Origin of the sequence: Chryseobacterium sp. SIMBA_028 (assembly GCF_046535285.1) — a bacterium.
Lineage (GTDB): Bacteria > Bacteroidota > Bacteroidia > Flavobacteriales > Weeksellaceae > Chryseobacterium.
In genome coordinates this window covers 1-24,126 of the sequence record NZ_JAWRWZ010000025.1, presented here as the reverse complement: position 1 = coordinate 24,126, position 24,126 = coordinate 1, and the positions used below count along the sequence as shown (strand labels likewise).

Below are 24,126 nucleotides of genomic sequence, written 5' to 3'. Positions count from 1 at the left end.
AATTAAACAAGGTAAAAGGCGGAAAGAAAGTTGGAGGGATTGACCAAGACCTTGAAGGAAGCTTCAGCTGTGTAGGATTATCTTGTAACGGATGTGGATAATCAACAATTAATTAACCAATTCATTAACAATAAAAAATTAGAACAATGAGCAACAAATCAGTAAAACTAGGAAAAGAAGTAACGCTTAACAAAGATGCCGTTACCAAATTACAAGAAGATCAATTAAACAAGGTAAAAGGTGGTCAGAAAGTTGGAGAAATCGGTCATGAACTAGAAGGAAGCTTTAGCTGTATAGGAGGATCTTGTAACTTCTGCGGATAAGACTTACCACTATCTAAAAATTAGGAATAATGGAGAATAATCAAATTTATTTTATCAACAATTTTATTGATTCATCTGATGTAGAAGTATATTCTAGCGGTGTTTCTTACGGATTAGGTGGAGTTAGTCTATTTAAATATTATCTATATCTATTGACACAGGAGGAAAAATATCTACAAGATTCAATTAGCTATCTTGATGATGCAATGAATTTAATTTCTTCTAAGAATTATTCTCCTATTCCTAATTTTTCTAAAGAATTACTGGAGATTGCAACACTGATACATTATTATGTAGATGAGCAGGTTCTAGATATAGAAAGTGTAGAAAGCTTTTTAGATATTATTGATCCGATCATTGATAGTGAATACGCAAAAATCCTAGAAATAGAAACCTTGAGTCCACAATCAGGACTTGTAAGTTTTGGGATGTATTATTTGCAAAATCAAAAATATGTCCATGTCAATGAAATCATTGAAAAGATTATGAAGAAAGCCATTGCCCATGAAGATGGATTGGTTTGGCAATCGGATGTAGAAAGAGATGGCAAATATCTTCACGAATTAGGAATTTTTCATGGTTCAGCAGGAATTATCAGTTTTCTTCTTGAATGTTTAAAAGATGAAAAATTTACGACAAAAATTGATATAAAAAACATCATAGATAAAGGCTTAAAGAGCATTATCTATCTTGAAAAAACAGGGGAGCATAACTTCTTCCCTTCTCAAATAGAAGATACTAAATATCCTATAAAGAGTAATCTTGTATACGGGGATATAGGTATCGCAACCATACTATACAAATCGGGGAAAATCTTACAAAACGATTCTCTGAAAGCAAAAGCAAAAAAAGTATTAGAAAGATGTCTGAAAGACACTAACAAAATAACTAAAGACGAAGCCTCTTTAATCTTCGGAACCAGCGGAATTTATTCAATAATAGGTTTAATAGAAGCGGAAGAAGAATTTGATTTAGAGGTTGATAAAAAAGAAATTTTAGAACTATTACAAGAAGAAGAAAAAAATAACTTTTCTCCACAACTCAACAGGTTTATTCCGTCTTCTTCTCTATCATTTTCATCCGGAGTAAGTGGGGTAGGCATCGCAATGATTGCCGCAAAAATAAAAAACTATGACTTTTTAAACTTCCTAAATTATAAACTATGAGAACTAAAATTGAAAAAGAACTAAACAAAATACTTTCCATAGACCTGGCACCAATTGGAAGTGACGGACTGTTCACAGGGAAGTTAAGCTATGTGTATTCATTAATACATTTAGACAACACAGGAAAATATGCTGAAAAAGCAAATGAAATCCTGGGATCGGTAATCAGTAACGTTTTAGAAGCCAACTCATCATTACTTTTAAAAGAAAGTATTTATGGAGGACTTTCCGGATTGGGATGGCTACTTAGAGAAATGGATCAATTAAACGTACTTTCCGATCACAATAACATAGACTTAAGTGGCTTAAACGAGAAATTTTTCGAAGATGCCATCCAATATACAGAGAACAATAATTTCGACTATTTATACGGAGGAATTGGAATTTTATATTATCTAAATCTTTGTGGTGAAAAAGAATATGTAACTGCAATTATTGATAAGATTTTAGAAAAAGAAAATCAAAACAAAAGATCTCCTTTCTTTAATGATGCCGGATTATTACAAGGAACTCATTTCGGATATGCACACGGTCTTCCTTCATTGGTTAAAATCTTTTCAGAAATTAATGATGAAAGAATGAATGCCCTGATTAATGATTCTTTAAACTATCAGGAAAATATCATCAGAAACAATCATACGATTATAGAAAATACAAGATATGTATTACCTAGAACAGTATACAGAGAGGAAGAAGAACTTTTCCTTAACTGGCAGCCATCTTTAACATGGTCCAATAGTGATTTGAACTTCTCTACAACATTATATTCTCTTCCTGAAATCTATAAAACAGAGAATATGATAGAAAGCGCAAATATTATCATTGAAGAATCTGTTAAGCGTACGGAGCTAAAACAAACTGTACACAATGAAGATTACAGACTTTTCTTTGGAAGTGCAGGGGTGGCACAGCTTTACAAAGCGCTGTATGATCAAAATATTATGCCTGAAACTACTTCCAACGCCTACGAACAATGGATTGTAAAGACTTCCGATTTTCTGGATAAATCTAATGGTGAAAAGGACTATTCATACATCAATGGAAAAATAGGAGCAATCCTAAGTGTAAAAGAATACCTGGGCGATAATGTAGGAGATTGGGATAAATTATTACTTATTTAAATACTATTCATCATGGGAAATATTAAATTGAGTATTCTAGAACTTGGCGAAAGAGATAATATAGACTCTTTACAAAACATCACATCTGTGATAGATTACGCACAAAAAGCTGAAGAGTTAGGTTTCCATAGATTTTGGTTAGCAGAGCATCATTTTAATAGTGATTATTGTTATACCTCTCCGGAATTATTGCTTATGGCAATCGCAGGTTCTACAGAACGTATGAGAATAGGATCAGCTGGGTCTATTACCAATTTTTATTCCTCATATGAGAAAGTCTCACAATATAAATTATTGAATAATTTATTTGATGACAGAATAGATTACGGAGTTTCTAAAGGGCATATAATCAATAAATTGACTGAAACTCAAAAAACTTTTCTAAATATTCCTGCAGATGCAGATCATGAAACTCTATTCAACCAAAGAGTAGATGAAATTAATGAGCTTATTCACAATGAAGTAGACCTGTATCATAATCATCAGCTTATTACCCCTCCTTTATATGGAAGACCTCCGAGATTGTTCTACCTGTCATCTTCTTATAACCACTTTGATAAAGCAATGGATGCTGAAATGAACTATTGCAGATCATTTATCCATGGGAAAGATTTGTACGGAGAAGATACAGAAGTCGAAAAGCTTAAAGCATATAAAGAAAAATTCTATGACAGGTATCACTACAACCCTGAAGTGGTTTTAGCATTAGGAGTAAAAATAATAAAAAACGGACCAACACAAAAAATAAAATATAATAATATGCAGATCCTAGAAACTACAATTCCTCACCTGAGAGATCTTTTAATGGACTATAAGGACCAATACTATGTAGACGATTTTGTCATATATGATATTGAAAAAAATAACGATGAAAAAATTCAGAATTTAAATAACCTATCAGAAGAACTAGAATTATGGAAACAACAAAAATATTCAATCACACTATAGTAAGAAGGCCTATTTTTGAGCAAAAATCTATACAGAATATTCCGAGTTCTACAGAAGATCTGATAGTATTTGTGCAGGAGCTTTACAACAACTCAAAATTCAGAGAAGGGGTTTACATTGCCTCCCAGGAGCTTTATTCTGAGTGGGAAAAGGCTGTGAAAAATAATACACTCAACGAAAGCCTATCTTTTTCTATCTTAAAATATTATATCAGATCGTTCAGTAGTGCAGTTCCTTTTGGCCTTTTTTCGTCACATGGAATCAATACGAATGAAAAAGCAGAACAAAGCAGATATACCTATCTTGATACGGTGATTCTGTATGCGTTTTTGAGAAAAATAAACAAAGAAGATATCATCAGAAAATCGGTATTAAGATTAAATGATACCATTTATGAAGTAGGAAATCAGTATCGATACATCGAAACGATCATTACCTCAGGAAATGTTAGCTATAATATATCTTCTATTGACAGAGATGATCTGATCGAAATGGTTCTTTCAAACTTCGAAAATAAAAACTTTCGCTATGAAGATTTTAGAGACTTTATTTTTGAAAACATAGATCACGAAGGAGATGAGAGTGTATATAATTATATTGTTCAATTATTTGATAATAAGGTAATTATAAGTGATATAAATGTAGCTCTTAATAAAGATGAAGCCTTAGATATTTTCATTTCATTTTTAAAGAAAGGAGATACAGAAGCTCTTCTTTATCAATCATTAATTAAGATAAAAAATATATTAGAACAGATTAATGAAAATGTATTTAATGAAGATTTTTCACTTTATGAACTCATTTATACTGAATTAGATTCATTAGGAATACCTTATGACAAAAGTAAAACACTTTGTACAAATTATATAAGAACAGCTAATCTTATTCTACCTGAAGACATCAATGAAAAATTGGTGGATACAGTAAATGTTTTATCTGAAATAACAAAGAAAACAAGAAAAATTAAAGTTTTAGAAGATTTCAAAGTAGAATTTTATAAAAAATATGAAGAAAGAGAAATTTCTATTCTAGAACTTTTTGATAATGATATCGGCTTACTTTATGGGAAAAAAGCATCTGAAGTAGAAGGATATTCAGATTTGGTAGACGATGTGGAATTTGGATCTAAAAAAGACGCAAAAATAGCTTCAAATAATGATTCGGTAACAGGATTTTGGGAAAGATTATTCTCTGAAAGGCATTCAGTAATTAATTTGAAGAATCATGATCTTTCAGCTTTTGGAAAAAAGGCTACTCAAAGAGGATCTTATTCTCTATTAACAAGTATTGCTGATGGAAAAGTAATCCTAAAAACAGCAGGTGGGTCTTCTGCAGTGAACCTTTTGGCAAGATTTTCCAAAGGAGATCAGAATATTCTTAATGCTTGTAACCAGATTATTGAAAGAGAAAACATCCATCCTGAAGAAGTTTTGCCTTGCGAAATTCATTATATTTCTAACATCAGAGCAGGAAATATCATGGTGAAAAATGTGCAGCGTCCTTACGAAATTAATATTCTGTCAAGCGGTGCTAATGGAGAAAATATACCTCTCAATGATATCTATGTAAAGCTTTTGAATAATAAGTTTATTCTTTTTTCAAAACAAAAAAGAAAACAAATTATTCCATTTTTTAGTACCGCATTCAATTATGGAACTAATCCATTGCCTATCATGAAATTCCTGGGAGATCTTCAATATGAATACAGACCCAACGGATTAGATATTGATTTTGGAGATCTGAAACCAGATCGAGTTTCACATACTCCACGAATTACTTATGGAAATGATATTGTTCTGTATCGTGAAACCTGGAACATTTTTGCTGAAAAAGTTTCTAAGAATCCTAAGCCACAAATAGCTGAGCTGAAACAATATATTGAAGAAACAAACATTCCTCAGTATGTTATATTAGTGAGCCATAATGAAGACAGAATGATATTAGATACTACCAATATTTTCTGCTTACAGCTTATTCTTAATGAAATTATTAAAAATAAGAAAGTACAATTAAGAGAGTTTATTGGTGATATCAATGAAGATGCTTTCTTCAACGAGGTTCTATTTTCCGTAGAAAACACTGAAAGAGAAAAAAGTGTTGTTTTTTATCCGCCTTTGGAAAAAGTATTATATAAAGAAACAGAAAAAGATGTTAAAAGAACCTTTACATTAGGGGATGAATGGATTTTTGCGAAAATATATACAAGTGTCTATGCATCAGATAAATTGATAAAAGAAATTTTTCCTAAAATCGCAGATCAGGAATATATCAGCAAATGGTTCTACATCAGATACAACGATCCGGAATATCATTTAAGGTTGAGAATCCAGATTAGTGATCTTTCAAAAATATCAAATGTTTTACAAGCCATTAATGAAGAGCTTAGCCCATTAATCGAAAGCAAACTGATTTGGAAGGTGGAATTTGGAAATTATGTACGAGAATTAGAACGATATGCATTCAAAAATATTGATGATTCTGAATCTTTATTTTATCATGATAGCGTATTTGTCTCCAAATTATTAAAAGAATTTGATAATACAGATGCTTCTATTTGGCCTTATGTATTAAAATCTGTAGATCATTTATATGATAGATTCGAAGTTTCTTTGGAAGAAAGACATATCCAGGCTAAAAGTTTGTTTGAAAGATTTTGGAGAGAATTCGGTGAAGAGAAGTACTACAAAAAAGTAATTGATACAAAGTTCCGGGATCTAAAAGCCGACATTATGGACGTGGTAATGAATGATAATGTGCCGGAATCAATCTCCTATATTTTTAATTACAGAAAAAATAGCCTGGAAAAAATCTCTTTCAGCAATTTGAAAAAACCATATCATTCAGGATTAATAGATAGCTATATTCATATGAATATCAATAGAATAGCTAAAACTAAACCTAGACACCATGAGTTGATATTATACGGTTTGCTGGAGAAATATTATAGAATGGCAATCGGGATTAAAAACCACAATAAAACTAATAAAAATGAAATTTATAGCACAACATGATCAGATGGATTGCGGTCCTGCGTCATTATGTATGATTGCTGATCACTATGGAAAATACTTTAGTATTGAAAAAGTCCGGGAGCTGTGCTTCCTTTCGAAAGAAGGAGTATCATTACTAGGAATAAAATATGGAGCAGACAGACTTGGGTTTGAATCATTTGGAGCAAAAGTTTCCATTGATGACCTTTCAAAGGATATGTTTCCTCTCATTCTTCACTGGGAACAAAATCACTTTGTCATCCTTTACGATGTTAAAAATAACTTTTTTACCAAAGAAAAAGAATTCTACATTGCTGACCCGGGAAAAGGAAAGATTAAAATAAAAGAAAGCGATCTTGAAAAAGCATGGATAACAGATGCAGAAACAAGAAGTGGTGTTGTGCTTTTATTAGAGCCTACCGAAGAGTTTTATAGTATAGAATCTGATGCTAAATCGCACTCTTTCTACAGGTCAATTAAACGATATGTATCATCGCACACCTCCAATTTTGCGTTTTTGTTTACCCTATTGTTCCTGGGATCAATATCTACGCTAGCGTTTCCTTTTCTTACAGAGAAATTAATTGATAAAGGTATCAATTCCAAAAGCTTATCTATTGTAACCTATATATTGATGGGGCAGTTATTTGTATTCCTGGGATCTGTTACAATAGAAATGATTAGAAATAGAATTACTCTGGTGATGGGAACCAAGATTAATATTTCTATTATATCTACCTATCTGGATAAGCTGCTTAGATTACCAATTAATTTCTTCGATATTAGAATGAAGGGTGATTTCTCCCAGAGAATGCAGGACCATGTGAAAATTGAACAATTTCTGACTTCCCAGAGTTTAACAACCGTTTTCTCCTTACTTACTTTTATGGTGTTTTTTGGAGTTCTGGGATATTACGATATGGGAATTATGGTTTTCTATCTTTCCATGACGGTAATTTCAGTTCTTTGGTCGGTATACTGGGTGAAAAAGAGAGAAAGCTTTGAATATAGAAGATTTAAATATAAAAGCCTAAATCAGGAAGCAATCTATGAAATTGTAGAAGGAATTTCTGAGATTAAAATTAATCAATATGAAGAGCACCAAAGAGAAAATTGGAAAGAAATTCAAAATAAGATTTATGAAGTAAGTTCAGAATTACTAAAAATAGATCAGATACAAAGTTCAGGATTTGCATTTTTGAACCAGGTGAAAAATATTTTAGTAACCTTTATGGCTGCATCTCTTGTAATAAAAGGAGAAATGACATTAGGAATGCTATTAAGTATCTCTTTCATTATAGGACAATTAAACTCTCCTATTGACCAGTTAATCGTTTTCTTCAAATCATTGCAGGCAGCCAAATTAAGCTTAGAAAGACTGGAAGATGTGAACTATTATGAAGAAGAAGAAAAAGGAGAGCAGGAAAAGCTTCAGGTATATCCACAAAACGACCCTCATATCAACTTAGGAATTAGATTAACAGATGTTTCATTTGTATATTCGGATCCTTTTTCAAAACCTATTCTAAAAGATATCAATCTTTTTATCCCTCATGGAAAAACTACAGCTATTGTAGGAACCAGCGGAAGTGGAAAGACAACCCTCATGAAACTATTATTGCAGTTTTATGGGACCTATCAAGGAGAGATCTTTTATAATAATCAGGATATGAAAAATGTTTCTCCAACAGATTTAAGAAAAAATATTGGAGTTGTGATGCAGGATGGATATATTTTCTCAGGATCGATTCTTAAAAACATTGTCATGGCTGATGAAAATGTAGATTATGAAAGATTAAAAGAGGCCCTGGATATTGCTCACCTGAATGATTATGTAGATAACCTTCCTTTAGGAGTTAATACCATTGTAGGTGAAGCCGGAAACGGGATGTCCGGTGGACAAAAACAAAGAATACTGATTGCAAGATCTGTATATAAAAACCCTAGCTATGTTTTCTTTGATGAAGCAACATCGGCTCTGGATGCAGAAAATGAATCAATCATTCAACGAAAACTGTACTCTTTCCTGGAAGATAAAACCGCAATCATCATTGCCCATAGGCTGAGCACGGTAATGAATGCAGATCAGATTATCGTTTTAGATAAAGGAGAAGTAAAAGAAGTTGGAAACCACGAGCTTTTATTGCAAAATAGATCTACTTATTTTAATCTTGTTAGAAATCAGTTACAGATCGCATAAGAATTTGGTCTTATTTATAATTTATATGATATTTTTGTTGAAAATCTAATCTCCGTTGGAAGAGCAATTTCACAAAATAGCATGAATAAGTATGAGACCTATGATAAATATGTCATAAGAAAACCTTTGTTCTCTTATGACATATTATTTAATGATAAAGAGGAAACTAAAAATATAGAAGATGTAGTAAAGGAACTCATTGATAATGATACTTTTGTTTCATCTATCTATTGGAGTTCACCAGATCTGTACGAACTAATAATAAGGTATAGGGAAAACCGGCTCAAGGAAGATAAAGTCCCAAGATTACTTCACACGCTTAAAAAATATGTTATCCGTTCCAGTACACGATGTACACCGTACGGAACAATGGCGGGAATAGCCTTACAGCATATAGGAAATCCTCCCGAAACGGAGCCTATTGCCCGAAAGGCCCGGATTGATATGGATTTTCTCGCAGAGATAAAATCTCATATTGAAAACAATGAAAATATCAGAAATAAATTAAGATATAAAGCCAATAATACACTGGCTAAAATTCCTGGGCAATATCGCTATCAGGAACCTGTAAAAAGCGAGACTGAAGAAAAACATCAATTATCATCATTGGAAATAAACGAGTATCTGGAACAAGTTTCAGGTATTCCTCATTTCATGAAGTATAGTGGAATCAAAAAACTATTTTCTGAAGATTTTGGAGATGCGGAAATTTCTGAATTTCTGAATGAACTCATTGATATCAAATTTCTGGTGAGCGAGCTTCAGCTTACTCTTACCTCAGATAATACAACTAATATAAAAAATGTACTGAATGATCTACACACTGAAGAGGTCACCGAGACAGAAATTTATCTTCAGATTATTCATCAAGTAGAACATTGTATTTCTCTTATAGAACAAACCCCCATTTCTTATCTTCCTCTCTCCGAAATTACTAAAATTAAAGAGCTCGCTAAATCTATAGGAATAGATAAAACCCATTTCTTTCATGTTGATTTAAAACACTCTTCAGAAAGTAATTTCGAGCTGGATGAAAAGACTCTTCGAAATATCAATACTTCAATTTCTATATTACAGACATTAAGTAACAATAAATCAGCTCATAATGATTTAGATACTTTTAAAAATAATTTTAATATAAAATATGAATCCCGGGAAGTTCCTCTTGTGGAAGTCCTAGATTCCGAATTTGGGATTGGGTTTCCTACTGCTGCTCAAATAGGCAATTTTAAAGGAAATGCCCTTATCGAAGGATTAGCAGATAAAACTTCCTCCAAAAAAAATGAAGAAACATTTAATTTAGATTTTCTTTTAGATCTGATTGAAAAAGAGAAAAAAGGAATCATCAATCTAGACAATGTAGATTTAAAATTAGAAGAATCAGCTTTGAAAACACAGAACATATGTGTCATAGGATCTCCTTATGGAAATGAATTTTTTCTACAGAATATCGGAATATCCGGAGCATATTCTATCCTGGGAAGATTTGCATTGATGGATGAAAAAATAAAAAACTTCTGTGAAGAAATTCATCAAAGAGAAAGGCAGGATTCTTCTGAAATAATTTTTGCCGAAGTCATTTATATTCCTGAAAAACGTACCGCCAATATCACAAGAAGACCAAGGTTCTCAGAGTATGAGATTCCTATTTTTGCTAACAGCAGCGATCATGATAAGCAAATTTTACTTAATGACATTATGATCTCAGTAAAGGGAACTGAGATTATTTTAAGCTCAAAAAAGCTGAATAAAAGAATTATTCCTAAGCTTTCCAATGCTCATAATTTTTATAATAGTGAAAGTGCAGCATATAAATTTCTATGTGCAATACAATCTCAGCATCAGGGTAATATCAATCTGAATATCAATTATTCAAAGACGAAAAAAAGGTTTTTCCCAAGAATAAATTATCAAAATATTGTTTTGCACAGGGCTTCCTGGCTATTATATGAAAGCGATATTAACTTGATAAAGAAAGCAGAAAATCCATTATTGGAATTAAAAAAGTTTTTCCAAAACTGGAATGTTTCCAGATTTGTTGTTTTGGTTCAGGGAGACAATGAGCTGTTTTTGGACACAACAAATGATGCCTATCTTCTTTTGCTTATTGACGAATTAAAGAATAATCAAAGTATACAACTATCAGAATGGGTACAGCCTGTTGGAGATAAAAAATGCAGTGAGCAAATAGTTCTTCCTTTAGAAAACAAACGGTTTAAATCATCTTATACTTATAAGCCGGAACCAGAAAAACAAACCTTAATACAAAGAAGCTTTGCCCCGGGAAGTGAATGGCTATACCTGAAAATGTATTGCAATTCTAATGTTTCAGACTACCTATTGGCGAATGAAATTACACCCATATTGGATAAACTTATAGCTGAAAAGACGATAAAATCTGCTTTTTTTATTAGATATACAGATCCTCATTATCATCTTAGATTAAGATTAAACTTATGCGATAAAAAGTTATATGCTGAAGTTCTGGAGAAACTTTATGACTTGCTGGACCCTTACTTTCAAAATGAAATGATCTGGAATCTTCAGTTTGATTCTTATCAGAGAGAATTAGAAAGGTATGATCCTGAATATATTGAAGATACAGAGACCGCCTTTTATCATGACAGCCTATTGCTTTTGAGTTTATTAAATCATGAGAGTTTTGTGGAAAATGAGGAGGTAAGATTATTTGCAGCTGTGAAGAATGTAGACGGTTGGCTTTCTTTATTCGGACTATCTTTACAGGAAAAATTGGATTTTTGTAAGGCTATGGAAAATGAGTTTTTAAAAGAGTTTTCCAGTGAGTTTAAAACTCATATAAATTCAAAATTCAGGCTTTTAAAAGATCATTTATATTCCTTTTTTATGGCTTTTGAGTTTGAGCAAGAATTTAATCAAAGGAATCTGGAAATAGAAAAGCTGAAGCTTTGTAAAGAAAAGCTATCGAGCTATATTCATATGAGTATCAATAGATGGTTTCCCTCAGAACAGCGCGCGTTGGAGCTTATGACGTATTCCTTTGCCACAAAATATTATAGTAGAATTTTAAGTCAGACAAGATAAATATATGGATACATCAAACCCAAAGATAAGTCCTTTTTTAGAAAAAATTTCCCAATTTAATTTTGATAAATTTTATACTCCTGGTAATCGGATTATTTGTCATATCTGTATGTGGGCTTTCTTTTCTATGTTGCTTTTTTTAAACTATTTTCTGGAATTGAAGATACCCTTTAAGTCGAGTTTGCTATTGACAGGTAGGGGAACCATTAATAATATGGCTGTTTTTTATCTGTTTTTTTATGTGGTTGTTCCGAGGATATTTAAAAGTAAAGTTTGGGGAATCGTTTTTATTTTTCTCTGTATTCCTGCTTCTATTTATGTTTGGATGATTATTAATCACCTTCAGCTTAGTGTTTTATATAAATTGGGTGTTGATATTCAGGAGGGGCCCCTGAAAGGGGTTATAAGTAGAAATGCAACCCAAACCTATGGGGAGATATTATCCTATAAAGCTGTTTTTGGAAATGCTACATTGGTGATCTATTCATTTTCGCCGCCTTTTTTCGTTAAGATTCTATTTGATATCTCAAGACTTTTTAGCCGAACGATCCATCTTCAAAAGCAGACTTCAGATTTAGAACTTCAAAATCTTAATATAGAAAAAGACTTTTTGAAAGCACAGCTTAATCCCCATTTTTTATTTAATACCCTAAATAATCTATATGGCTTGGTGGTGAAAAAAGACCCAAGTGCTCCGGATGCCATCATCAATATTTCGGATCTAATGGCCTATACGCTATATGAGTCGAATACCGAGAAAGTTTTGGTTCAGAAAGAACTGGATTTTATTCAAAATTATTTTTATCTGGAAAGGATGAGATATACTTTAGATAAAGATATTACGTTAGATATTTCTGTAGAGGATACTATAGATCACATTCAGATAGCACCATTATTGTGCTTTACATTCATAGAAAATGCATTTAAATATGGGTTAAAATCTACAGGCAATAATTTTTTAAAAATTAGTATCAATATTGTGAATAATATTTTTTACTTTGCCATTGAGAATGATAAGGAAAATAACGCTGTTAAAAAAACATCTTTAGGTGGGATAGGGGTGAAAAATGTAGAAAAAAGACTAAACCTTATTTATCCTAATAACCATGAAATAGTAATAGAAGACAGAGAATTTAGTTTCTTTGTCTCGCTTTCAATAAATTTAGCATGATGAGTGAAAAACTTCGATGTATCGTAATTGATGATGAGCCTATTGGTAAGGAACTGATAGTAGATTTTGTGAAAACAATTCCTTTTTTGGAACTACAGGCCTCCTATGATGATCCAATTGACGCATTAACCTATCTTCAGTCAAATGAAGTGGATATTATTTTCAGTGATATTCAGATGCCCAAAATCAGCGGAATTGATCTTATTCGTTCACTTACAAAACCGCCATCCATCATTTTTATCACGGCTCACAGGGATTTCGCTTTAGAAGGCTTTGAAAATGGGGTTGTTGATTATCTGGTAAAGCCAGTGGCATATGATCGTTTTCTTAAGGCTGTAAACCGTGCTAAAGAAAGAATGCAGACGGCTTCCAAGGCGGAAACCCCTTCTCCTGAAACACCCAATCCGGTAGATCGTATTTTTATTAAGGTAAACGGAAAACTGGTAAAGGTAATCCTTGATGATATCTTATATGTGGAAGCTCTGGGAGATTATCTCAAAATTGTTACAGACACAGAATCTTTTACCACTTTAGCTACCCTGAAGTCTATGGAAGATATCTTGGTTCCACCCAAATTTTTCAGAGTTCAACGTTCATTTATTGTAAAAATGACATCAATAAAATCTGTTTCAGGAAACGTTATTGAACTGAATAACGGGAAAGCTATTACTATTGCAACCACCAAAAAGGATGAGCTATTTAGTCTATTAGGGATTTAATACCCTGTTTTTGTCATCTATTACTCTGCTTATTTCCTCTACAAACTGAGGATATAAAACGTTTTTGCTCAATGTTCCTATTTTTAATAAATGATCGTGCTCAAATAGATTTGAGATCATATCTTTTGACAATAAAGAGGATATGATAATGATCAAACATCCATTGTCCACCCGCTCTCTAAAGTGGTCTGTATCTATGTTTATGGAATCAATATCCCAAAAAATCACTTGATTCTCTTCAGAATCTGAACTTTCTTCTTCCAAAATAAAAAAAGGAGTTTGGTTTATAAATTCCTTAAATTTATTGTAAAGGAGAAAATTGTTAGATGTTATTTTGCAGCTTACCCACATGATTTTAAAAGGTATATATTTTTAGAAGAATGTAGAACTCACAGAAACTGTTATGGTAGACTGTGCTGTACTTCCTTTAGTTGTTGCATAGTTCTTAATAACTTTTTTTCTGATTACTAATTTTGATTCTAGAGAAGCGATTTGATTTTTCATGGTTGTTTTTTTTTGATAAACCAAATTTGCTACATCTACGAACAGAAAACAAAATGCTTCGATGAAAATGGACTTTTATCCGATAGAACTCTGATTTGTATCGATAATAAAAATTCTGGGTTTTACGATCTCAGTATTGTCCCCAATAAGTGTATTGATATTTATGATCAATGGTAAGATGAAGATAGAGAAAATTTGTTTTCTTACTCTGATTAGAAATGCTTTGATAATTTAGTAAAATGATAAAAAGCACGGCGTCTAATTGACCTTGTTTTTTTGTTGAAAGAATAAAATATTAAATAAAAAAGTAAGAATTAACTAATTATGAAATTCATAATATGTGTAATTTGTTGATTTTCTGCATTGTTAAGTTTTAATGAGGGATAATATAATCTATTTTATGTTAAATACGACAATTTATGACACAATCTTCATTTACTTTTATCGGAAAAAAGAAAGGCAAAATAAAAAAATAAATGTTACCAATTTGGTAACATTTATGTATATTTGTGTATGAGAATCATAGCCGTTAAAACTTTAAAGTCATTCATAGAGGATTTCCCCAAGTCTGCACAGCCTCTTTTAGCATGGTATGATGAATGTCTTAAAGCAGAATGGAATAATCCTAATGAATTAAAAGCCCAGTATGGGAATGCTTCCATACTTAGCGATAAGAGAGTGGTTTTTAATATCCATGGTAATACTTATCGCTTGATTGTAGATATTGAGTACAGACTGAAAATTGTTTTTATTGTCTGGTTTGGAACTCATAAGGAATATGATAAAATAGACGCCGAAAAAACCGAATATGTTAAGACCAATTAAAACCGAAGAACAGTACGAAGGATATCTTGAGAGAATTTATGCATTGATGCAAAAAGATCTTAAGGAAGACTCTAAAGAATCAGATGAGTTAGAAGTTCTTTCAATTCTGATAAAAAACTACGAAGAAGAACATTACCCAATTGAAAAACCGAATCCAATTGAAGCTATCAAATTTCGTTTAGACCAAATGGGAGTAGGTGAAACTTATCTGGCTAAAATATTAGGAAGATCCAGAAAGTCTGAAATATTAAGCGGAAAAAGAAAACTAAATCTTTCACAAATTAGAAAGCTCAGTCATGAACTTCATATTTCCGCGGATGTTTTAGTTCAGGAATACTAATAGATATAACGATTTAAAAACCATTGATATCAATGGTTTTTAAATCGTTATAATATAATAAACAAAATATACTTAATATTTATAATAATATATTGTATATATTTTATTTATTTAGTATATAAAATTGAAGAACAAAGAATTTCTGGAAATTTTTGATGAAGTTACAGTAGATAAATATCCGTAATCTGAGAGCTGTTTTTTCAAAATTACGTTTCTTTTTTACAATAGTTTAAATATATAAAATAATATATTGTTTAAGATGTATTTATTTAATATATTTACTTGTTAAACTACCTAAATATGCCAGTTATTTCTATTATTACACAAAAAGGAGGAGTAGGGAAGACTACTACAGCCATACATGTTGGTGCTGCATTATCTCAAAAAAAAGGAGTCAATGTTTTGTTAATAGATTTTGATAGTCAAAAAAACTTATCAATGGGATATGGTATTGAAGATGACTATCCTTATACCGTTAGACATTTTTTGGATAATTCCGGAGAGTTCAGGCTTAAGCATCATGGGAGTTCCAATGTCTATATTTTGGCGGGAGATGCGCTTTTGGAAGAAGAGGAAAGCTATACAAGAGATACACTTAAAAACAACCTTCAAAACCTCTTGGATCAGATGCCGTTTGATTATGTTTTGATTGACTGTCCACCCAGGCCCCTAATGAAGAAGTTAACATTAGGTGAAATGGCATTATGTGCTTCGGATTACGTAATGTCTCCTATTGAAGCGGAACAATATTCATTTGCAGGAATTGATAATCTTTTGCCCTCTTTTTTAAGCATTAAAGAAAAACACAATCCCCAGCTTGAGTTTCTAGGTTTTTTCTTCAATAAAGTGCTTACCAACACAGTGAATTTTAGAAAGTATAGTGAAATGATTAAACAAGAGAAAGACGCAAGCGATTACTTTTTTAATACATTCATTAGACAGGACATGAATATTGAAAAGGCCAAGCAGGAAGGTAAAAATATTTTCCAGGTAAATGGTAACAGCAGAGCTGCAGAAGACTATAAAGATCTGGTAAAAGAAATGAAATCTAAAATCAAAAAATATGAAAGCTAATTTATTTAAGAACTTTAAAACTTTAAAAGAGAAAGAAGGAGAAAAAAAGTTAGCCGAAGATGAAAAACTGGATAATGTCTCCGAGTTAGAAATTGAAAAAAAACAGGTAGAGCCGGTTCTAGAAGAAAGAAAAGAAAAACAAGAAGTTGAGAGTCCTGTTGCTCAAAAATCCAATTCTGAAGACATTGTTAAAAAACGTCCCGTAAAAAAGGAAATTGTAGAGGCTAGAGCAGCTTTGATGAGTAATAATACCGATTCATCCGGCGGTTATTCTAAAAGTATTAAAAAAGACCAGGGAAAAAGGACATTTACAGTGTTTATGAAGGCCGGATCTTTAGAGTTTCTAAAAGACCTTGTGTTTTATAAGGCCACTGCAGAGCGTCAAATTTTTTATAGCCAGTCTGAGGCTGTAATTGAAGCTTTAGAGCTTATAATGCCCGCTTACAAGTCCATTAATGCCAGGCCGGACTTTATCCGCGAACAAGAAAAAGCAAAAAAAGGAGGCCGAAAAAGAAACTCTGATGAAGTATATGAGGCTACGACTACCATTTATATTCCCGGGCAATACTATGATTTTATAAAAGATGTTACTTATAATAAAGTGATTGCAGGAGACCTGTATTTTAAAGACTGGGATCTTTTAGAGGAAAGTATCCTAAAACTAAGAAAGAAATACGGTAAAAATATCCAGCCACGTCCGGATTACATTCGTGAGGATGAAAAACAAAGAGGAAGACGATCTAAAACCGATTCTTAATGGATTATTTAATTGATTGGGATAGAATAAAGAAAGAAGTTGATATTGAACAATATTTTTTGTTCAAAATGGGCAGTTTATACAGTTTTGATAAGTATAAAAGAGCCTATGTTTTGAATGAAGACAACGGAGATATCATACGCTTTTTTTATCATGAAAAATCAGGGATTAAAATGTACTATTCAATTGTTTTTCAAGACAGTGGAGATATTATTCAATTGATTAAAAAAAGAATACTTCATAACATTAATGCAAGTGCTTCTGATGTAAATGCAGAGCTTACAACCTACTTAGGAACGGGTCATTATGTGACTCCAGGTACTAAAGAAATAAGTCGCCCTCAGCCAAGAAAGGAAGCCTCAGAAAGAGATGATTATAAAGTTTACGGAGACATTATCCAAAAAATAGATCAGCATCATCAATATCTTACTGAATTTAGAAAACTGTCTCTAGATACCATAGAATCAGACATTTTTAATGGAGTACTCTTTACCTATCATTCCCAATCCATGGAAAGCTTGGCGTTTTATATTAAAGATATAGATGGAAAAATAGTAGGCTTAAATAGGATTCAAACCGCAGATAATGAGCTTTTTAATAAAAAATGGTTTGATAAAAACTCAAGAAATGGGGTGGGATTTACATTTTCCAATACATTAAATAACACGGAGACATTATCCATTTTTGAAAGCCTCTTTGATGCCATGAGTTTTCAGGAGCTTAATCAATGTAAATCTGTACAGTATTGTGTTACCAATGGAGAACTAAGTTTTCGAAAAGCTCAATTAATTATTGAATATTTTAAAAAGAATATGTTTACAAATATTGTTCTTGGAAATGATAAAGATTTGGCAGGAAACTACTTTAACCTTAATATAATAGGGAGTTTTATAGAATCTGTCACCAGTATCCGGAAGTCTAAAAATAACATATGTATTGAGATGTCAGGGGCTTTTGATAGGGCCATCAAAATACTGTCACAATTCTTTAAAAAAACAGAAACCAAGTTTGAGCTTGAAGATCATACGGAATACCCTCAGACCTATTTTACGGAGACATTATCCCAAAATAAGACACAATATTTCTTTATGATTTCTAATACATTAGATTCTATTCAATTTTTTGTAGGTTTGCTCATCCAGGTCTGGAGCCTTGAAGAATTTATAACCATTCATCAACCTATTAATAAGGATTTTAACGAAGATCTGATACAAATAAAAAACACTGCTCATGGCTAAAAAAGAAATACAGCCTCCGGTAAAAAGAGAAACTTTAACATCTAAGCCTAGAAAAAAAGTATTAATATCGAACGATTTCAGGGAAATTCTGATTTCCCAGGAAACTTCTATTATAGAACAGAGAATCATCACCATGATTTTGTCTGCCATCAAGGATGAACAGTCTATATTTATCAATACAAAGTCTCCAATTGAAGAAGATCTGAAAAACAAACAGCTCTCATTTGATGATTATTTTGAGGGATGGGCGCATCAGGGAGTCATTGATTTTTCAGTTTCTATAAATGACCTGAATCCTAATAGAAAAATGAAGAATTCAGTGATCCAGGAGGCATTGATCAATATGACCAATATTAATTGGATAAGGCTTAAAGATGAAACGATTAACGGATATAAGGCTGTTCCTTTTATTCTGGAACCTAGCTGGAATAAGAAGAACATCTATTTTAAGATGGATAAAGCCGTTATGCAGCACTTGCTGAATATGTCGCAGTATTATTCTATCAAGAAAGATTTGTCATTTAATGCCTCTACCAATAACACATTACGTTTTTTGATGTGGCTCGTAAAGTTTAATAAACTGGGTGGGGTTGTAAAAGAGTATACACAGCTATTAAAAGAGTTATTTATCCCTGCAAATAAATATGAGGGACATTATCGCTTTGAAAGAGATTTCTTAATTAGAGTAAAGGCAGATCTTGATAACTTCAATGATATTAGCTTCAATTATTCCTATAAAGATGGTAATTACAGCTTTGTGATTTACAATACTCAAAACGCTGTAGGGCATGATAGCAAGTTCCCGACTTTAAATGAACTTCAAATAGAAAGAGCATTAAAGTATTTAAAGAAGCAAAGGGGGTTGGATGAGCAGCATGTAAGAGTAATGAAAAAGCTATATGAAGTAAAAGGATACACCGAATTATCAAAGCATTTAAAAAGGAAAATTGAGATTAATATTAAAGGAGAAGACTATATAAAGGCCGTTTTTTCTTTACTCGAAAAAATTTAGGATAATGTTTCCGTAATTCAGGATAATGTTTCCGCTTATTTGGATAATGTTTCCGTAAAACTGGATAATGTCTCCGTAAATTTGGATATTGTCTCCGTAAAATTGGATAATGTCTCCGTGAAATTAAGTCCACAATTCTTCCAATCTACCATTAATAGGGCTTTTTTTCTTAAATTTATTTTTTGCTTAATTATATTAATATATACTAATATTTTAATTTCTATAATAAATAAAATAAATGTGGATAAAATCAGGGGAAAAGTAAAATCCTATCTTCTTCGTTTTCAGTGAATTAAAAATTCCATAAATATATAAAACTGAGATTAAATTTTGGATATTGTCTCCGTATTTGTAATATATAAAATAATATATTTTGTATGTCAAATATATTTAGTATATATTATTTGTTCTTATGAAAATTATGATCTAACGATTGAGATTTGCTTAAGGATTTGTTGGAAAATGAATTTTTATTCTCTAATAAGCTCGGGGTATATAATATATATAACTAGGTTGATAAAATCAAATATTTAACTTTTAAATATTTGATTTTAAGATATTTACAATTTACCTATTTACTCTTTATTAATATTATATATCCTATATTAATAAGAAATAGATGAAAAATTTATATCCTAAAATCTGCTTTACCGTTATATTTTCCATTTCTATCCGATAAAATTGTCATCTCGTCGAAAATAATTCTTTTCCTTTTTGAGACTCTATACTTTTGAGTCAGAAAAATAAGCAGAATTATGAGAAAGTCTAATTTAATAGGAGCGGCACTTTTTTTAAGTATTTCTACAGTAAGTGCTCAAAATATTATCAACGGAAAGGTAAAGGATATACAAGGACAATCTGTTCCTTTTGCTTCTGTGAAAATTTTTGCTTCTGAAAATAAAACAGACATTATTTCTGAAAAGATTACGGATGAAAATGGATTATTCAGTGTAAGTGTTCCAAAAGGAGGAAACTATTATGTATCTACATCTGCATCAGGATATTCAGATATCACTCAAAATTATATGTTTGACCCTTCTCAGAATAACCTGACGATTTCAATATCTAAAGAAAAAATCGCAGGTATTAAAGAAGTTGTATTAGTAGGAACAAAGAAAAAAATATTTGAAAGAAAAATAGACAGATTTGTTTTTAATACAGAAAATTCAATTGCTTCAAAAGGAGTGGATGGATTGGATGTTCTAGCAGCAACGCCTCTTGTAAAGGCTGATGATGAAGGAAACATTGGAATTGTAGGAAAGAGTGGAGTATCTATTATGATTAATGACCGTCCGGTAAATCTATCAGGAAAAGACCTTGTTTCTTACTTAAAAACAATAAGATCTGAGAATATTGAGAGAATAGAAGTGATTACAACCCCTCCGGCAAAATATGAAGCTGCAGGAAATAGTGGAATCATCAATATTGTATTAAAGCAAAATCCTAAAAAAGGGTTTAGTGGAAATATTTCTACAAGTTATACGAGAAAATCTAAAGATGGCTTCTCTAATAACGGGGCTCTTAATTATCAATCTAATAAAATTAATACATCATTAAGGGTTTCTCAATTTGATGCTGAAAAAATAGCGACTGAAAACCTTACAATTTTTGATGCTTCACAGGTAGAAAATAATGTAAGAAGATTAGATAAAAATAGAGGGTATAACATTAATTATAACATTGATTATTCTATTAATAGTAAAACTTCTGTTGGGGCTATTTATAATTATTCGAATACAAAAATTAATAGTGACTCTGATATATTTTCAAAATACTCAAGAGGAAATGTAATAGATTCTTTGATTTCTACTAAGACTTTTAATGAAAGTAAAGTAGACAACCATCAGCTGAATGTCTATTTTGAAAAAAAGCTAGATAGCCTGGGTAAAAAATTATATGTAGGCGGAAATTTATTTGATAGTAGAAATAAAAATCCGTTTTTACTTAGATCAGAAGTGGATAACAGTTCAAATATTGATTATGATATCAACTCAAGATATAAATATCAGATATATTCCGGCCAGGTTGATTTTTATCTTCCATTCAAAAAATTCGTAGGAGAAATCGGTGGAAAATATACAAGATTTAATACTGATACGGAGCTTGGGTTTTTCAATTATGAAAACGGAGCGAGTATTTATGATAATATTAGAAGTAATGACTTTTCATATAAAGAGGACAATTGGGCTTCTTATATAACGCTATCCAAAGCATTTAATGAAAAATGGGAAGGGAAAGCAGGAATAAGATATGAATTTACCTCTCTTGACGGGATTTCCAGAAATGGAGAAAATGTACATAGTAATTATGGAAAATGGTTTCCAAGTTTATATCTGACATATAAACCGAGCACAAAAAATATCTTTACGCTAAGCTATTCTAAAAGAATAAGCAGACCCTCTGCAAGAGCATTGAATCCTACCACAATATATTTGGATCCGTATTCGTATGCTACAGGAAATCCTTATTTGGTTCCTTCTTTCAGCAACAATATTGAATTAGGGTATGTGTTCAATAATAAGCTTTCTATAACGGCTTTTTACCAAAAATCTACGAATAATTTTGATCAGGTGGTTAGCTTAGATAATGGCTATAGAGTGATTAATTATTTAAATAGTTATGATGAACAAAATGTAGGAGTAAATGCTACGTATTATAATACATTCTTTAAAAGATGGGACCTGTATACAACAGCTAACTATTCTTATATAGAGTCAAAGGGGTTAATAAACCAGGTGAAAGGATTGAGTTCCAATTCATTATACTATGCTATTAATAATACAGTTCATCTAAACAAAGCAAAAACAGTGTCATTTTTGGTGAATTTCTCTCATTACTTGCCTTATACAAAAGGGAACTTCAAGTTTGAAAACATGTATAATCTAGCTTCGGGTCTTAGAATATCACTTTTCGAAAAGAAACTTCAGGTTAATATGACCGTTCAGGATATTCTTAAAGGAATGAAATTTAAAGGGAATTCTTATTACTCAACGTATTACACTCATTCTGATAACTATTATGATGCGAGATCATTCAACTTAAGTGTAACCTACCAATTTGGAAATAATAAAGTAAAAGGGAATAACAAAAAAGCAAATCTTGAAGAAGTAAACAGAGCAAATTAAAATAAATAAAAATAAATAATCATGAACCAATCAAAAGTTAAAAAAACAATCTCAGAGCTTAGGAAATGGCACGAAGAGCTAGACAATGAACAATTACAAAAATACACGGGAGGAAGAAGACCTACTGTAAGATATGAAGTAGATAATTACAATCAGTAAGCCTTTAAAATTATGAGCAATAAGCAAGTAAAATTAGAAAAAAAGGTAACTCTTCATAAAGATACGATTACCAAGCTTCAGGAAACTGAGCTTAATAAATTGAAAGGAGGAACTGGTTTGAAAGAACAGGAGACGGATGTTACTCTAAGTTGTTTAATGCATTCATGTAATAGTTTATAATGTGATGCTCTTTAAAAAATATCAAAATCATGAAGAAGCAACCCAAACTAGGAAAAACAGTATTACTGAATAAAGATACCATTACGAAGCTTCAGGAGGACCACTTAAACAAACTAAAAGGAGGAGTACATGCGGGACAATTTATAAACCCTACCAATGATCTGGATCCGCAAGATACCTTTAGCTGCATAAAGAACAGTTGTAATAAATGTATGTAAATAAAAAGCAATTACCATGAGCAAAAAATCAGTAAAACTAGAAAAAAATATCACACTTAATAAAGATGCTATTACAAGGCTTCAGGAAGATCAACTGAACAAGCTAAAGGGAGGACTGAAAGGTTCCGGAAATTCCCTGGATCTTTCCCCGACCATTGATACAGACAGTATAAGCTGTATAGGGAATACTTGTAATAGATGCTAAAATCATCAATATCAAAAACTAATAATAATGAATAAAAAACCAGTAAAACTAGGAAAAGTTGCAATGATTAATAAAGATACCATTGTCAAACTACAGGAAGATCAATTGAATAAAGTAAAAGGAGGAAAAGCAAAAAATATTGATCAGGATATGGAAAAGAGCCTTAGCTGTTTTGCTACTTCTTGTAACTATCCTTGTGAATAATAAATTTTACAATTAATAACAATGAGCAATAAATCAGTAAAACTAAGAAAAGACGTAATCCTTAACAAGGATGGAGTTACCAAACTACAGGAAGATCAATTAAACAAGGTAAAAGGCGGACAGAAAGGAGCTGGCGAAATAGATCAGGATCTTGATGGAGGAAGCGTTAGCTGCGTATGTCTAAGTTGTAGACCTTAAACAGTTTAAATAATAATCAATCAATTAACAATAAAAATTAGAACCATGAGCAACAAATCAGTAAAACTAGGAAAAGAAGTAACGCTTAACAAAGACGCAGTTACCAAACTACAGGAAGATCAATTAAACAAAGTAAAAGGCGGACAGAAAGGCAATACGGACCTAGAGCTTGAAGGAGGAAGCTGGAGCTGTGTAGGAGCATCTTGCAACGGATGTGGATAGTCAACAATCAATTCATTAACCAATTCATTAACAATAAAAATAATAACAATGAGCAACAAATCAGTAAAACTAGGAAAAGAAGTAACGCTTAACAAAGACGCAGTTACCAAACTACAGGAAGATCAATTAAACAAAGTAAAAGGCGGACAGAAAGGCAATACGGA

The 24,126-nt window shown here is 31.6% G+C and carries 26 protein-coding genes; 24 read left to right on the top strand and 2 right to left on the bottom strand.

All coding sequences use genetic code 11. The features are described from left to right. The first annotated feature begins 146 nt into the window (after positions 1 to 146). From SCA31_RS22135 to SCA31_RS22095, 9 genes are all read left to right on the top strand, one after another. The gene (locus SCA31_RS22135) at positions 147 to 323 is read left to right on the top strand and encodes a class I lanthipeptide (RefSeq protein WP_410699217.1); all 177 of its coding nucleotides are present in this window, start codon (positions 147 to 149) and stop codon (positions 321 to 323) included. A gap of 29 nt (positions 324 to 352) precedes the next feature. Beyond that, on the top strand, positions 353 to 1,489 hold the full coding sequence (locus SCA31_RS22130) for a lanthionine synthetase LanC family protein (RefSeq protein ID WP_410699216.1): 1,137 nt from the start codon (positions 353 to 355) through the stop codon (positions 1,487 to 1,489). Continuing rightward, complete coding sequence (locus tag SCA31_RS22125; protein ID WP_410699215.1) at positions 1,486 to 2,610, top strand: lanthionine synthetase LanC family protein; 1,125 nt, start codon at positions 1,486 to 1,488, stop codon at positions 2,608 to 2,610. The genes SCA31_RS22130 and SCA31_RS22125 overlap by 4 nt, the downstream gene beginning before the upstream one ends. 12 nt (positions 2,611 to 2,622) lie before the next feature. Next, entirely contained in the window at positions 2,623 to 3,558 is a 936-nt protein-coding gene (locus SCA31_RS22120) for an LLM class flavin-dependent oxidoreductase (RefSeq protein ID WP_410699214.1), read from the top strand. Beyond that, on the top strand, positions 3,525 to 6,569 hold the full coding sequence (locus tag SCA31_RS22115; RefSeq protein WP_410699213.1) for a lantibiotic dehydratase: 3,045 nt from the start codon (positions 3,525 to 3,527) through the stop codon (positions 6,567 to 6,569). The genes SCA31_RS22120 and SCA31_RS22115 overlap by 34 nt, the downstream gene beginning before the upstream one ends. Continuing rightward, entirely contained in the window at positions 6,547 to 8,748 is a 2,202-nt protein-coding gene (locus SCA31_RS22110; protein ID WP_410699212.1) for a peptidase domain-containing ABC transporter, read from the top strand. The genes SCA31_RS22115 and SCA31_RS22110 overlap by 23 nt, the downstream gene beginning before the upstream one ends. Positions 8,749 to 8,829: 81 nt before the next feature. Then, the gene (locus SCA31_RS22105; protein ID WP_410699211.1) at positions 8,830 to 11,811 is read left to right on the top strand and encodes a lantibiotic dehydratase; all 2,982 of its coding nucleotides are present in this window, start codon (positions 8,830 to 8,832) and stop codon (positions 11,809 to 11,811) included. A gap of 157 nt (positions 11,812 to 11,968) precedes the next feature. Continuing rightward, positions 11,969 to 12,982, top strand: coding sequence for a sensor histidine kinase (locus tag SCA31_RS22100; protein ID WP_410699210.1), 1,014 nt, complete (start codon positions 11,969 to 11,971; stop codon positions 12,980 to 12,982). Beyond that, positions 12,982 to 13,701 (top strand): LytR/AlgR family response regulator transcription factor, encoded by a 720-nt coding sequence (locus SCA31_RS22095; protein WP_410699209.1) that lies wholly within the window; start codon positions 12,982 to 12,984, stop codon positions 13,699 to 13,701. Before SCA31_RS22100 ends, SCA31_RS22095 begins: the two co-directional genes overlap by 1 nt. Here SCA31_RS22095 and SCA31_RS22090 read toward each other — a convergent pair. Together SCA31_RS22090 and SCA31_RS22085 are read right to left on the bottom strand one after the other, a co-directional pair. Continuing rightward, positions 13,690 to 13,965, bottom strand: coding sequence for a hypothetical protein (locus SCA31_RS22090; RefSeq protein WP_410699208.1), 276 nt, complete (start codon positions 13,963 to 13,965; stop codon positions 13,690 to 13,692). The genes SCA31_RS22095 and SCA31_RS22090 overlap by 12 nt on opposite strands. Before the next feature lie 108 nt (positions 13,966 to 14,073). Then, positions 14,074 to 14,205: a hypothetical protein gene (locus SCA31_RS22085; protein ID WP_262488048.1), complete on the bottom strand. Its 132-nt coding sequence runs from the start codon at positions 14,203 to 14,205 to the stop codon at positions 14,074 to 14,076. Between the two features lie 513 nt (positions 14,206 to 14,718). On the opposite strand from SCA31_RS22085, the gene SCA31_RS22080 reads away from it, so the two are divergent. The 15 genes from SCA31_RS22080 to SCA31_RS22010 all read left to right on the top strand — a co-directional run. Then, on the top strand, positions 14,719 to 15,030 hold the full coding sequence (locus SCA31_RS22080; protein ID WP_410699207.1) for a type II toxin-antitoxin system HigB family toxin: 312 nt from the start codon (positions 14,719 to 14,721) through the stop codon (positions 15,028 to 15,030). Further along, the gene (locus SCA31_RS22075) at positions 15,014 to 15,370 is read left to right on the top strand and encodes a helix-turn-helix domain-containing protein (RefSeq protein WP_410699206.1); all 357 of its coding nucleotides are present in this window, start codon (positions 15,014 to 15,016) and stop codon (positions 15,368 to 15,370) included. The genes SCA31_RS22080 and SCA31_RS22075 overlap by 17 nt, the downstream gene beginning before the upstream one ends. 300 nt (positions 15,371 to 15,670) lie before the next feature. Continuing rightward, entirely contained in the window at positions 15,671 to 16,444 is a 774-nt protein-coding gene (locus SCA31_RS22070; protein WP_410699205.1) for a ParA family protein, read from the top strand. Then, on the top strand, positions 16,434 to 17,201 hold the full coding sequence (locus SCA31_RS22065) for a hypothetical protein (protein WP_410699204.1): 768 nt from the start codon (positions 16,434 to 16,436) through the stop codon (positions 17,199 to 17,201). Before SCA31_RS22070 ends, SCA31_RS22065 begins: the two co-directional genes overlap by 11 nt. Next, on the top strand, positions 17,201 to 18,439 hold the full coding sequence (locus tag SCA31_RS22060) for a toprim domain-containing protein (RefSeq protein ID WP_410699203.1): 1,239 nt from the start codon (positions 17,201 to 17,203) through the stop codon (positions 18,437 to 18,439). Before SCA31_RS22065 ends, SCA31_RS22060 begins: the two co-directional genes overlap by 1 nt. Beyond that, positions 18,432 to 19,451, top strand: coding sequence for a replication initiation protein (locus SCA31_RS22055; RefSeq protein WP_410699202.1), 1,020 nt, complete (start codon positions 18,432 to 18,434; stop codon positions 19,449 to 19,451). The genes SCA31_RS22060 and SCA31_RS22055 overlap by 8 nt, the downstream gene beginning before the upstream one ends. A gap of 755 nt (positions 19,452 to 20,206) precedes the next feature. Then, positions 20,207 to 22,576 carry a TonB-dependent receptor domain-containing protein gene (locus SCA31_RS22050; protein WP_410699201.1) on the top strand — a complete coding sequence of 790 codons (2,370 nt, stop codon included), beginning with the start codon at positions 20,207 to 20,209 and terminating at the stop codon, positions 22,574 to 22,576. A 21-nt stretch (positions 22,577 to 22,597) separates the two neighbouring features. Then, positions 22,598 to 22,735, top strand: a complete 138-nt coding sequence (locus tag SCA31_RS22045) for a hypothetical protein (protein WP_410699200.1) — start codon at positions 22,598 to 22,600, stop codon at positions 22,733 to 22,735. Between the two features lie 12 nt (positions 22,736 to 22,747). After that, positions 22,748 to 22,915, top strand: a complete 168-nt coding sequence (locus SCA31_RS22040) for a class I lanthipeptide (RefSeq protein ID WP_410699199.1) — start codon at positions 22,748 to 22,750, stop codon at positions 22,913 to 22,915. 29 nt (positions 22,916 to 22,944) lie between these two features. Further along, the gene (locus SCA31_RS22035) at positions 22,945 to 23,133 is read left to right on the top strand and encodes a class I lanthipeptide (RefSeq protein WP_410699198.1); all 189 of its coding nucleotides are present in this window, start codon (positions 22,945 to 22,947) and stop codon (positions 23,131 to 23,133) included. Positions 23,134 to 23,149: 16 nt separating this feature from the next. Then, positions 23,150 to 23,338, top strand: a complete 189-nt coding sequence (locus SCA31_RS22030) for a class I lanthipeptide (protein ID WP_410699197.1) — start codon at positions 23,150 to 23,152, stop codon at positions 23,336 to 23,338. A gap of 27 nt (positions 23,339 to 23,365) precedes the next feature. Continuing rightward, positions 23,366 to 23,542, top strand: coding sequence for a class I lanthipeptide (locus tag SCA31_RS22025; protein ID WP_410699196.1), 177 nt, complete (start codon positions 23,366 to 23,368; stop codon positions 23,540 to 23,542). 21 nt (positions 23,543 to 23,563) lie between these two features. Beyond that, positions 23,564 to 23,740, top strand: a complete 177-nt coding sequence (locus tag SCA31_RS22020; RefSeq protein ID WP_410699195.1) for a class I lanthipeptide — start codon at positions 23,564 to 23,566, stop codon at positions 23,738 to 23,740. Between the two features lie 45 nt (positions 23,741 to 23,785). Beyond that, positions 23,786 to 23,962, top strand: coding sequence for a class I lanthipeptide (locus SCA31_RS22015; protein ID WP_410699194.1), 177 nt, complete (start codon positions 23,786 to 23,788; stop codon positions 23,960 to 23,962). A gap of 48 nt (positions 23,963 to 24,010) precedes the next feature. Next, positions 24,011 to 24,126: class I lanthipeptide (locus SCA31_RS22010; RefSeq protein ID WP_410699218.1), on the top strand; the 116-nt coding region annotated here is incomplete at its 3' end.